This window comes from Pseudoalteromonas sp. OF5H-5, assembly GCF_021530695.1.
Classification (GTDB): Bacteria; Pseudomonadota; Gammaproteobacteria; order Enterobacterales; family Alteromonadaceae; genus Pseudoalteromonas.
On the sequence record NZ_JAKGBF010000002.1, the window covers coordinates 1 to 12,715 of the forward strand.

Below are 12,715 nucleotides of genomic sequence, written 5' to 3' on the forward strand. Positions count from 1 at the left end.
AAGCAGGCCTCGAGATGAGTTCTCACTTTGACTTAGAGTCAACTGAAGGGCCGTTGAAGACTACAACGTTGATAGGCGAGATGTGGAAGTGCTGTGAGGCATTAAGCTAACTCGTACTAATTACCCGTGAGGCTTAACCATACAACGCCAAAGTGGTTTATAAGCGACAGAAGTTAATAGACTAAAGTAGACAAAGAATTTAATAGCTTTTTCCGGATTTATATTAATGAAGGATACTTCATTAATGAACAGAATTTCCTGATGACCATAGCGTTTTGGACCCACCTGACCCCATGCCGAACTCAGAAGTGAAACAAAACAGCGTCGATGATAGTGTGGGCTTCCCATGTGAAAGTAGAACATCGTCAGGGCCTTATAAGAAAAACCCGTTGCAGTAATGCGACGGGTTTTTTGTTGTTTGGGGGCTATAATTTCGGGATATAGACAGCCTCACAAGCCAATCAACACATCGCGAGGTGAACTCGCTCCCACCACAGTATCAGCACAGTGCAACATGGTGGGAGATGTATGGACTCTTCCCCCTTAACGGGAGAGTACGGTATAAAGATATTGCAAAACACTTTTACCAAATAAGGAGTCCATACATGGCACAGTCTAATTTAATTGCTATCGACTTGGCAAAAAACATTTTCCAGGTGGCACAGCTGAAAGGCAATAAACTCAAATTTAATAAGCCAATGAAACGCGAACCTATGCTTGAGTTGCTTGCAAAAGCCGAGGGTTCAAAGGTCGTGATAGAAGCTTGCGGTAGCGCCCAGCATATTGCTCGCAAAGCGCTGTCACTGGGGCATGATGTCATGTTGCTTCCCCCTAAATTTGTTAAAGCGTTTAGGCAAGGCCAAAAAACCGATGCAAATGATGTTCTCGCCATTGCCAGTGCCAGCTAAGCATATAACGTGAAGCCCTGTAAAATCATGACAGTTGAAGAGCAAACGTTGCAGTCATTGAGCCAAGCGAGAACCTTAGTAGATAAACAAAAGACTCAGCTTTCAAATCAAATACGTGGCTTGCTATTAGAGTTTGGTGTTGTCATTAATCAAGGCGATGCAGCGTTAACACAAGCGGTTCCAGATATTTTAGAAGATGCTGAAAATGCGCTCCCCATCGCATTAAAACAAGCACTCGCGGTGAGTTATGACCTATATAAAACACAATGCGACGCTAAAGCACAGCTACATAAACAAGTTGAAGCGATAACCAAGCAAAATGAGAGCTGCCAGCGTTTAATGGCATTAGAAGGTGTTGGCCCAATTACCGCGATAGAGCTGCTATCCTTTTTAGGCAATACCTCACAATTTAGTGATGCCAGAGGGGCGGCTGCATGTGCAGGTGTTACACCAATCCAGCACTCATCAGGCGGAAAAGCCAAGATAGGCCATATCCCCAAAAGACGAGGCAATACATTAAGGAAAAACCTATTTCTCGGTGCAAGAACGGTAGTCAGTAGGCTAAAACATAAAGAAGCGACCACAGAGAAAGAACGCTGGATAAAAAATCTACTCGCCAAGAAGAGTGTGAAATGTGTTGCCATTGCATTGGCCAACAAAGCGGTTAGAACAGCCTATGCCTTACTTAAAAACGGCTCAACATACGAGCCAAAAATCTTAGCGGTGTAGCACTGAGTAACAGAAGAACAAATCAAGATAAATAGAACGTAAAAGCAGAAAGCATACTGAGATTACCCCCAGTATTGAACAAGCCAAGATAGAGCATTGAGCGGTGAGACCCACCCTTGAGAGCCTGTTAAACCGCAGGTGTATACAAATACCGCGTGGGAGAGAAGGCACAAGGGCGCGAATACATCAAAGAGGCCGAGGTAGCACCTCATCAAGAGCCCGGATATAAGCACGCAATCACACCAATAATGCTAAAAATGGCTTGTACAATTGGAGGAGTCCATATAAGGCGGTTTATCCGCAGGCATTCATCCTAAATATTTTATAAAGACACTTTACTCAGTTCATTGAAAACTGTAAATATCGGCGATCCCACTACCTTTTGTGTGAGATCTTCGTTATGATTTTGCTTTTGTTTCACAACTAATTACGAAATGTCAGAACTCTATCATTGGTTTGATCTCTTGGGCGTCATGGTTTTTGCAATTTCGGGAACCTTAATTGCGCATAGTAAACATATGGATGGCTTTGGTGTGATTGTCCTTGCGACTGTAACTGGTATCGGAGGGGGAACATTACGAGACTTGATTTTAGATCAACCTGTTTTTTGGCTTCATGATACTAGCTATATTTACGCTATTTTATTTGCTGTTGCTGTGAGTATATGGTGGCTAAATCGACATCAAAATATTCCAAGAACTGTACTGCAGGTTGCTGATGCCATTGGGCTTGCTTTTTTCGCTGTAATGGGAGTACAAAAGGCTTTAAGTATTGGAATGCCTAATACTACAGCTGTGATCATGGGCGTATTGACTGGGTGTTTTGGTGGAGTCATCAGAGACGTGTTGGCTCGCGAAATCCCCCTTCTTTTAAAAGGAGAGTTATACGCGATCACCTGCATTTTTGGCGGGATAGTCTATACTCAAGCAATTAAATTGGGCATGGTAACAGAATACGTAATGGTATTGTCCATGGCGGCAACCTTGTTATTAAGATTAGCGGCTATGCGATACCACTTGGTGTTACACGTATTTAAATATAAATATTAAGTAAGCAGGAGACATGGATGTCTTTAGCAAGAGTCTTCACTAGAGCACAAGTTGGTATTACTGCACCAGAGGTAATTGTTGAGGTGCACCTTAGCAATGGTTTACCTGCCTTTGGTATTGTTGGCCTACCTGAAACCTCCGTTAAAGAAGCCAAAGAACGCGTCCGTAGTGCACTTGTTAATGCTGGCTTTTTATTTCCAGAACAGCGTATCACAGTAAACTTAGCACCAGCAGACCTACCAAAAGATGGGGGCCGCTTTGACTTTGCAATCGCACTCGGTGTTCTCGTCGCATCAGGACAGTTAGATAGCCATGCTATTACTGATAAAGAATTTTATGGTGAGCTTGCGCTAAACGGTGAGCTTAGGACGGTCACTGCCATTTTACCCTCTGTAATTGCTGCTGCGAAGGAGGGGCGAACTGCTTACTTGCCAATTGGTAACGATGCAGTTGCGAGCCTGGCTGCGGATGCCAATCGTGTTGCTATAGGCTGCTTGCGTACAGCATGGTTAGGTTTAAGCGGCCAGCAATCACTTATGTTTAATCAACTTTACCCAGATGATTTAAATATACAAGCTTCAAGGGGGAGTTTGCTGGACATGGCTGAGGTGAAAGGGCAAGAGGGGGCAAAGCGAGTACTAGAAATAGCCGCGGCAGGTGGGCATAACGTTTTATTTCTTGGTCCTCCTGGTACTGGAAAATCGATGCTTGCTCAGCGCTTACCTACGATAATGCCATTAATGACGGATAATCAGGCGTTAGAAACGGCTTCTATCTATTCCATACTGGGAAAAACCATCAGCCAATCAAACTGGAAAACAAGGCCTTTTAGAGCTCCACATCATACTTGCTCTGCAGTAGCCTTGGTTGGAGGCTCGTCAAACCCTAAGCCTGGGGAGATATCATTGTCAAATAATGGCGTTCTATTTTTGGACGAGTTACCAGAATTTGATAGGAAGGTACTGGATTCATTACGTGAGCCGATGGAAACGGGCATGGTAACGATTTCGCGCGCAGCTCGGCAAGTTGATTACCCTGCAAACTTTCAACTGATCGCAGCATTAAATCCCAGTCCTACAGGTTGTTACACTGACAAAAGAGCGTCTCCAGATCAAGTATTGCGCTATTTGGCTAAGATTTCAGGTCCATTTTTAGACCGAATAGATCTACAGGTAGAATTACCTCGTCTAAAAACAGAAGAGCTACAGTCACAGCATGATGGAGAGTCTAGTGCAATAATAAGAGCTAGGGTGGAGCAGGCCTATAAAACAGCTTTAGCACGTCAGGGAAAATGTAACGACCAACTGAGTGTAAAAGAGCTAAACCATATCTGCTATCTTGCTGATGCTGAAAGTTTATTTCTAGCAAAGGCAGCAGAAAAACTAAAGCTATCACCACGTTCATATCATCGAATAATCAAAGTTGCGCGTACCATAGCGGATCTGAGCTCTACACCTAATATTAGCTTGTCACATTTAAAGGAAGCGCTTAGTTATCGCGCGCTGGAGAGGTTGTTAGGTCAGCTAACACAGTATTAGCTAACGGCACTTCAATAGATAGGGAGTGTATTATTGGTAAAGGTTAAGCTGACAACATATAACCTTTACCGCGAACCGTAACAATGCGTTTTTGCTCTTTTTCATCGCCGAGTTTTTTGCGTAGTCGGCCAACTAAGACATCAACCGTTCTGTCACTTGGGCTCCAATCAGGTTGCCCAATGTCTTCTGAAATACGCTCTCTGGATGTTGCCCTTCCAGCATTGGAAATAAGACAAATCAACACTTTATGCTCTGCTTCGGTAAGTCGAGACTCAATGCCATGTTGATTGATTAAGGTACGGTTATCAGGGTGTAGTTTAAAGTCTGCATATTCAATAAATTCTTCCGATTCATCGTCTTTATTACCAACTAAACGTTTGTATAAGGCACGCATACGCAGTTCAAGCTCAAGCGTATCAACAGGCTTACAGACGTAGTCATCAGCACCTTGCGCAAGACCTGCGATTCTATCGGCTTGAGAGTCTCGACTAGAAAGCATGATGACACCAAGGTCTGATAAGGTATTAATTTCTTTCGCGAGTTGCAGGCCATCAGTGGCGGGTAAAACAACATCAACAATAGCAAGTGCAAATGGGTTTTGGGTTTGAGCTTGAATAAGCTCAAGCGCAGTAGCACCCGTATTGTCTACAGTGATACTGAACTCGGTATTTTCAAAGTGACTACACAGCCGCTTTGCTAAGAGTTCATCATCTTCAACTAATAAAACCTTTATGCTCATGTTTTCACTGTTAATTGTTGTTTAATTGTCGTAAATATAACACTGAGAGATCGCTGCTTGGAAGTGCATGAAACGAATTCTTACAACTCTGTATCTGGCACGTTAACCTGACAACCTAGTTCGATCAAGGGGAAACCTAGCTTTATTATTAAATTATATACAATGATGTGTTTGATTGCTGCTTCGCTAAACAAAAAGGCGGCACAGAGTGCCGCCTAGCATTGATTACTTACCGTATAGATGTTCCCACCATTGTGGCTCTTTTTTTAAATGCTTGTCGAAATAAGCCAGCATGGTGTTCCACCAATGGAAGCGCTTGTCACGAGCAAAAATTTGATGATCTGCGCCTTTGTATTCGACCAATTCAACATCTTGGCCAAGGATCTTCAATGCGGTATACATATTGTGACTTTCACCTGGCGGCACATTGGTATCCGCGTCACCGTGAATTAACAATAATGGTGTTGTTACTTTGTCTGCATTAAATACCGGGCTATGTTGTGAGTAAAGCGTTGGATTGTTCCAGGGGAAACTTCCTTTTGAGGCCTCGCCAGAATACAAATAACCCCACCAGCCTTGACCCCAGTATGAAGTAATATTAGAAATACCAGCATGTGAGATAGAAGCTGAGAACAAATCAGTTTTTGTTGTCAGCAGCATAGTCATGAAGCCGCCGTAAGAAGCGCCTAAATTACCTAAACGCTTGTCATCAACGAAAGGGTAGGCTTTCACAAACTCTTTGGTACCCATGATGATATCGTTAGCGGTGTGTTCACCCCAAGCATTGACGTGTTCTGCTGAGAACTTCTGACCGAAACCTGTCGCACCTGTTGGTTGCAAGACATAAACAACATAGCCATTTGCTGCCCATAAGTTAAATGGATAACGCCCTGTAAAGCCACGAGTCACTGGAGAAGTGCCGCCGTAATAATAAACGAGTGCTGGGTATTTTTTAGCTTTGTCTAAATCGTGTGGTAGATACACGCGGCCTTTAATCTCCACGCCTTCAGTATTAGTAAAATTAAACTCTTCTAGGTTGGCAATTTCTGCATTCTGGTATGCGATATTTGCTGAGTCCCAGAGCGTGTCAGCTCGCTTATCTGAGATTGACATGGTTTTTAACTGTTGCGGAGTTGATGCTGTAGTTCCCGTGAACAAGATCTCTGGGTTACGTTCACTAGACACAGAATAGTTCGCGACAACATCCAGCCCGGTGTTTAAGCGTTTGAAAGTAGACTTACTTTCGTCGAAGAAGAAAAGCTGTTGACGATCTTGGTCAGTCGCTTTTAGTACCACATCGCCATTATTGAGTACGGTAAAGCTGCCTATGGCTGGGTCAAAGTTTTTACTCAGTGCTTTTACATCGTTGCCTTTGCGATCTATCCAATAAAGTTGGCCGTCATAATTATTCGCGAGCATACCTTCAGGTAAGTTGCGCCCCGCACCTTCTGCAAAATCAGGACCCGCAGTTACATAAATACCATTTTTAGTGTATTGCGCGCCGCTAAACGTACGATACTGACCAATAACACTTTGCTGATTGTTTGATAGATCGATTTCTATTAGCTCTGTCAACATGTGAGGAGGTTGTGCGTAGTCTTGCTTATTACGCGTTGCTAAAACCGAGTTTGCTTGTGCGTCAAAGTCGGCCAAGCTGTGGCTTTGTGCGCCAACGGTCACAGGATTAAGTAGCCCACTTTTGATATCAAGTAAGAAGATTTGTGACTGGGTCCGGGCATATGACCATCTATCTTCTAATCCTTGATAATGTTTAGTCAGTTTGCCTTCTTCTTTGCCGCTGTTGGTCCAAGCAAAAATAAGCGTGTCATTATCAAAAAACTCGATACTATTCGCGCCATTGAGCTTAGTAGCAACTTGAGTACGTTTAAAGGTTTTTAGATCAAGGATGTAAGCTTTATTATCTTTTAAATAAGTGAGTTTGCTGCTGTCATCACGCCATGCAAAGCTAGTTGCACTCATACCATCGAAACTGTAAAGCATATCACCATCTTCATTGTATAAAGCAGTTTCGGTGATTGCTGAATTGCCTTTTTCATCATCGTAGTGGCGGACGGTCGAAATGTAATATTCGCCGTTAGGTGCAAGTGAGATAGCACTCACCGTTGGGGCATCAAACAACTGCTTTGCAGACAGCGCTTTGGTTTGTTTTTCTGTTAGCGTGATAACGTCATGCGCTGCTTCGCCTTCAAAGCTAAGATCAACCTTATTCCAGTCATTTACCTGCTCAGCGATAACGAGGATTTGATGATCGCCTTTGACGACATCAAGCTGAACCTCTTTAACACCGGAGACTGGCTCTCCATTTAGAAATACTTTGGCTTTCTCGATGCCCTCAAGCTTGAGCTTACCTGAAACAAAACGTTCAGTAGTGAAATTAAATTTTAGAGCCTGCAATCCAGGTATCGTTAATTGTGTAGTTTTGTTTAGAGGCTGCCATTTGCTTTCATTATTGAATAGCGTTACCTGTTTGGCGTCTTGTTGTAATGCTGGTAGCAGGTTTTCAATAATTGCATCACGATGAGCTGTATCCGCTGGCTTTATTGTTGATTCGCCTGCGATGGGACCCAAAAATTGTATTTTTGATTCGTCTAATGGGCTTGCTGAAAGTTGTGTTGAGACTGCCGTAAATAGTAGAGTGACGGCTGTACGTAATTTCATTTATGTGCGCCTATTGTAGGTAATTATATGATAAAACTATATCATAGTATTTTGAACCGGTTGTATTGCTGCGATAGACGTCCTAAATTTAATAGTCTGTGTTGATGAGCAACATAACGTATGTAGTTAAGCAAACACTTAGCGTTGAATAAAGAGGAGAATTTACTTGGTTTTATTATTAACCTACATGTTTTTGGCAATAGCTATCTCTTTTATCTGTTCGGTGATGGAAGCGGTGCTACTTAGTATTACGCCAAGTCATATAGGGATCTTAAAGCAAGACAATGATGCATTAGCATCGCGAGTTCAACGCCTTAAAGACAATATTGATCAGCCTTTATCTGCCATTCTAACGTTAAACACCGTTGCGCATACCGCCGGTGCTGCAGGGGTTGGCGCACAAGCTGCTGTGGTATTTTCAGATGCAGCTGTTGGTATTGCGTCAGCGGTGATGACGCTACTAGTTTTGGTGCTGTCGGAAATCATTCCAAAGACCTTAGGAGCGACTTATTGGCGCGGATTAACACCTATCGTTTCCAGTGTGTTGGTATGGCTAGTTCGACTATTGAAGCCATTCGTGTGGATGTCGGATCAACTTACAAAAGTGATAGGCCGTAAAGAAGATGAGGCTCACTATATTCGTCAAGAAATCGAAGCGATGGCGGAAATAGGCTCTGAAGCTGGTGCACTGCATCAGGACGAGACTGAAACCATTCGTAGTTTATTACGTTTTCGTCATGCCAAACTAGAAAGCATCATGACACCAAGAACGGTGTTATTTAAGGTGCATAAAGATATGACAGTGCACGAGTATTTGTCTGAGCATGGTTCGGTTGCTTTTTCTCGAGTGTTGGTATTCGATAAAAACACAGATGACATCATCGGCTTTGTACACAAGAATGATATTATGCTTGCTTATCATAGGCTTGGAGAAGAATATAAAATTGGTAAGCTATCTCGCCCTCTTTATACCGTACCGGAAACACTAGCTGCGCCAGAGTTATTCAAAGCGTTACTGGCAAAGCGTCTACACATTGCGCTTGTCATTGATGAATATGGCGATGTACAAGGCATAGTGACATTAGAAGATTTGCTTGAATCATTAATGGGAATGGATATTGTTGATGAGCGAGAGCAAACCACCAATATGCAAGCTGCTGCTAAGCAAAAGTGGCGAGAGCGAGTAGATAATCATGATAATTTGATTGAAGACAGCGACGAAGCTGAAGAAGTGTCTGAAACGCAAAGCCACGGAGAGGAAACATCCTCTCCAGAGGTTAAGGGTTCGAATTAATCATGCGCTGCCAAGAGTGTATCCACCCTACTAGGTCTGTTAGTGGTTTGGGTTTGCTGATTAAAAAACCCTGCATTAATAGGCTATGCTTGTAGCGGTCAAGGTATTGTAGCTCTTCAATCCGCTCTATACCTTCAGCCACTATGTCTAATTGTTGATTTTGTGCGATGTCGATTAAGCTGTCGATAAGTACCTGTGAAAAGCGATCGGATTCCACATGGGTTATCAAAGAGCGGTCGATTTTGATCTCGGTAAACGGCAAAGACTTTAACTGCTGAATATTGGTAAACCCAGTACCAAAGTCGTCTAACGAAATATCAAACCCTCGGATCCGTAAACGGTTCATTGTCTCCAATTGGATAGACTGATTCATTGGTTGGTTTTCAGTAATTTCTAAAATGATATCACTAGGCTTTAAACGGTTTATTTCTAAAATAAGTGCCAATTTATCTGGGCAGCTTAAATCATTTAATTGCACAGGTGATAAATTAAAGGCCATTTTAATTGGATAATTGAGTTCAGATTTGATTGCTTTAAACTCATCCGTTGCCTTTTCAAAAAGCTGGAAAGTAATGATATTGATTAGATCTGTATCTTCGGCCACGCCAATGAAATGGTCCGGTAAAATAACTTGCTCAGTATTTTTAGACACAATACGGGCAAGCACTTCGACACTTTTTATCTTTTTGTCACCACGGTGAACCTTTGGTTGATAGTAAGGTGTAATTTCGTTGTGACTAATGGCATGCAAAAGATCGCTTTCGGTCACCTTTTCAATGCGGCTACGTTTTACAGTGGTATATGTCTCCATTTTTTTGAGCATGCGCTCGACATCAACCAATTGTACGGGCTTGGAAATATTGCCGATAAGGTGTGCATTGGACTGTCTGGCAAGATTGGTTGCTAGATCAATAATCTTCTCGTCCATTTCGGAAATAATAATAATGCCGCCAGAGAACCTTAGCTCTCCCAGTTGGCGAATAAACTCCATGCCATCCATTTCGGGCATATTGAGATCTGTAAAAATGGCGTCAAATTGATGAGGAGTCTGCCGTATTTTTTCTACAGCATTTACCGCACTTGAGCAGGTTGTGACATGCTCAATGCCAAGCTCAGTCATAATAGCTTGCATTACAACGAGGATCGCGGGTGAATCATCTACTACCATTATCCGATGTTTTGCTAATGACATTAACAATTCCTTCGTATACCTTACCTCCTTAAAGTCTAGTACAAATAATTTAAAGTGCTCAAATCTCAAAACGCTTTAAAAGGTGATTTTTACTCAATTTGAAGCGCAATAATGACACTTTACCTGCATTTTTCTAATTCAGATCTCGGCAGCACTTTATGAGGCGGACGCTTTTAGCGATAATGCCCCAAATGACCTTTGGATCTGAATATGAATAGAGTCGAGCTTTCGCTAGCGGACAAAGCGGTATCTATCTTTTTTAACCAACAACAAGTAGTACAGCTTTTTGTCGAGCAGCAAGCGATTACCTTTGAAGAGCAACATAATGGCATTTTAGCGACCATTGATGGACAAGCACTGGCGGTAAATACAGAGCAGTTACCTCAGGGGTTACTTGGGATTGCAGTAAATGGAGCTGAACTTCAGTGGCTTGAAGTGAGCACTGAAACACCTAAAGAAAAACGCAGCTTATTTGGTTTGGCGGCATTGGGCTTAAAGTTATTTAAAAGTGCCAAAGTGGTTAAAGCTGCCTTGGCTGGCGCGTCCGTGGCAGGGTACGCATGGCTATTTTCTTGGCAGTTTGCGCTTATGCTTGTGGCTTGCTTAGTCGTTCATGAATATGGCCACGTCCGCGCTATGCGCTATTTTGGGATTAAAACAAAAGGCATCTATTTGATCCCTTTCGTTGGTGGACTGGCTGTAAGTGACGATAAGATCACGACCCGCTGGCAAGATGTAGTTATTTCGTTGATGGGACCGGCATTTGGGTTGATAACCTCAATCCTTGGAGTGGTGTTATATTACGTGACAGAGATGGAAATCTTTGCTGGTGTTGCAGTATTAAGTGCACTGTTGAACTTATTCAATTTACTACCCATTTTGCCGTTAGATGGTGGGCATGTTCTAAAAAGCATAAGCTTTTCAATGCGCTCTTGGGTGGGGTTATTGGCGTGTATGGCTGGGGTATTATTCGGCCTTTGGATAAGTTACACCTTTGGCTTAATCCTACTGGTAATATTTATTTTGATTGGTAGTTTTGAAATCCTGATCGAGTGGCGTGGCCGTAATTACAGTCACTTATTACCCCTAGACCGATATGGGCAAGTGGTCAGCGCCATTATGTATATAGTTGTTATTACAGGTCATGTTGCGGTAATGATGCATTTTGCTGATTCAGAGAATCCAATCCTAAGCTTACCAATGAAAATTTTATCAAGTTAACCTGTGTAAGAAGGTGCATTACGCACCTTCTTACAGGGGCAGCAACAATAAAGTTGCGATAATTACACCTGTTACCAGCAATTGTATTAGGCAAAACCCCATAATATCTTTGGCTTTAAGGCCTGCAATTGCAAGTACCGGGAGTGCCCAAAATGGCTGGACCAGGTTAGTCCAAGCATCACCCCAAGCAACTGCCATCGCGACTCTGGCTATGTCTGCATTAAGCGCTTCTGCTGCGGGAATAATAATTGGTGCTTGTACTGCCCATTGGCCGCCACCTGAAGGCACAAATATATTTACAAAGCCTGCACTTAAAAAGCTCCACAGCGGTAATGTCCATTGACTGCTAATAGAAACAAATCCTTGAGATATTTGTTGCGCTAGTCCTGTTTCGACCATGATAGCCATGATCCCAGCATAAAAAGGAAACTGGATCACGATACCGGCACCACCTTGAATTGCTTGCTGTAGACTATTAAGAATATTTGCAGGGGTTTTGTGTAGCAGCATGGCTAAGAACAAAAACAGGGCTATGACGATATTCAATGTCAATGTGCCTGTATTTAAAATAAAGTAAAAGCCCAAGTAGCTAAGACCGATTGCTCCTCCTAACATACCAAGCCATGAAGCATTTTCTAATTTTGCAGCCGGAGTATCGCGGTTACTGATATCATTACTTTGTTCAATGAGCTTTTCTTTATCAACAATAACTGCGTCATCATCTTTGGGCAGCATCAGTTTATTTATAAGTGGTAAAACGATAAAAATACTGAGTACGATGAGCAGGTTAAATGGTGCAAAGATTGTCTCTGAAGTGGTAATAATACCGATGCTCTTTTCACTAAAGTGGCCCGGGGTTGCGATAGTTAGAGGGACTGAGCCTGATAGGCCTGCGTGCCAAACAACAAAACCAGAGTAAGCACTAGCCACTAACAAGCGATAATCGACTTTCACTTTTCGAGCGATGGCCTTTGCAAACAAAGCCCCGACTACTAAGCCAAATCCCCAATTTAGCCAGCTGGCGCTCATCGCAACAAAGGTGGTGAGTATAATTGCTTGAGAGGGAGTTTTAGCTAGGCCTGCGATACGGCCTAGCGCTTTTGCTATTGGAGGGGTAACGGCAAGCATGTGACCACATAACAAAACTAACAACATCTGCATCGCAAAAGTAAGTAGCTTCCAAAAACCATTACCCCATGCCTCAAGCACCATGACAGGCGTTGCCGGCGTAAACAATGTGGCGAGTACCATCACCAAAAAAGTGAGTAAAAGTACAATCACAAATGGATCGGGTAGATACTTGTCGACTAATTTTGTTAGTGGGGTGGTAAACTTGCCAAGCATAAGACATCCTGTTTTCATTATT

General features: G+C 42.7%; 10 protein-coding genes and 2 rRNA genes. 8 read left to right on the forward strand and 4 right to left on the reverse strand.

Features of this window, described 5'->3' with window-relative positions; genetic code table 11:
- The 6 genes from L1271_RS02870 to L1271_RS02895 form a co-directional block, all read left to right on the forward strand.
- Positions 1 to 141: ribosomal RNA gene (locus tag L1271_RS02870) — 23S ribosomal RNA — on the forward strand; the annotation flags it as partial.
- Between the two features lie 116 nt (positions 142 to 257).
- A 5S ribosomal RNA gene (gene rrf / locus L1271_RS02875) occupies positions 258 to 371 on the forward strand.
- A 234-nt stretch (positions 372 to 605) separates the two neighbouring features.
- On the forward strand, positions 606 to 908 hold the full coding sequence (locus L1271_RS02880; RefSeq protein WP_235366708.1) for a hypothetical protein: 303 nt from the start codon (positions 606 to 608) through the stop codon (positions 906 to 908).
- Between the two features lie 9 nt (positions 909 to 917).
- Positions 918 to 1,637: an IS110 family transposase gene (locus tag L1271_RS02885; protein WP_235366709.1), complete on the forward strand. Its 720-nt coding sequence runs from the start codon at positions 918 to 920 to the stop codon at positions 1,635 to 1,637.
- Positions 1,638 to 2,071: 434 nt separating this feature from the next.
- Positions 2,072 to 2,686, forward strand: a complete 615-nt coding sequence (locus L1271_RS02890; RefSeq protein ID WP_235366710.1) for a trimeric intracellular cation channel family protein — start codon at positions 2,072 to 2,074, stop codon at positions 2,684 to 2,686.
- A 17-nt stretch (positions 2,687 to 2,703) separates the two neighbouring features.
- Positions 2,704 to 4,224 (forward strand): YifB family Mg chelatase-like AAA ATPase, encoded by a 1,521-nt coding sequence (locus L1271_RS02895; protein WP_010605962.1) that lies wholly within the window; start codon positions 2,704 to 2,706, stop codon positions 4,222 to 4,224.
- 43 nt (positions 4,225 to 4,267) lie between these two features.
- Here the strand turns inward: L1271_RS02895 and L1271_RS02900 are convergent, their stop codons facing one another.
- Positions 4,268 to 4,963: a response regulator transcription factor gene (locus L1271_RS02900; protein WP_010605961.1), complete on the reverse strand. Its 696-nt coding sequence runs from the start codon at positions 4,961 to 4,963 to the stop codon at positions 4,268 to 4,270.
- Positions 4,964 to 5,188: 225 nt separating this feature from the next.
- Complete coding sequence (locus tag L1271_RS02905; RefSeq protein WP_235366711.1) at positions 5,189 to 7,642, reverse strand: alpha/beta hydrolase family protein; 2,454 nt, start codon at positions 7,640 to 7,642, stop codon at positions 5,189 to 5,191.
- Positions 7,643 to 7,808: 166 nt separating this feature from the next.
- Here L1271_RS02905 and L1271_RS02910 point away from each other — a divergent pair, with 166 nt between their 5' ends.
- On the forward strand, positions 7,809 to 8,936 hold the full coding sequence (locus L1271_RS02910) for a hemolysin family protein (protein WP_199539671.1): 1,128 nt from the start codon (positions 7,809 to 7,811) through the stop codon (positions 8,934 to 8,936).
- On the opposite strand, the gene L1271_RS02915 is transcribed toward L1271_RS02910, so the two are convergent.
- Positions 8,920 to 10,128 (reverse strand): EAL domain-containing response regulator, encoded by a 1,209-nt coding sequence (locus L1271_RS02915; RefSeq protein ID WP_102055961.1) that lies wholly within the window; start codon positions 10,126 to 10,128, stop codon positions 8,920 to 8,922. The two genes, L1271_RS02910 and L1271_RS02915, sit on opposite strands and share 17 nt — an antisense overlap.
- Before the next feature lie 210 nt (positions 10,129 to 10,338).
- Between L1271_RS02915 and L1271_RS02920 the strand changes: the two genes are divergently transcribed.
- Positions 10,339 to 11,349: a metalloprotease gene (locus L1271_RS02920; protein ID WP_235366712.1), complete on the forward strand. Its 1,011-nt coding sequence runs from the start codon at positions 10,339 to 10,341 to the stop codon at positions 11,347 to 11,349.
- 30 nt (positions 11,350 to 11,379) lie between these two features.
- On the opposite strand, the gene L1271_RS02925 is transcribed toward L1271_RS02920, so the two are convergent.
- Positions 11,380 to 12,693, reverse strand: coding sequence for a short-chain fatty acid transporter (locus L1271_RS02925; protein ID WP_235366713.1), 1,314 nt, complete (start codon positions 12,691 to 12,693; stop codon positions 11,380 to 11,382).
- Between the last annotated feature and the right edge of the window lie 22 nt (positions 12,694 to 12,715).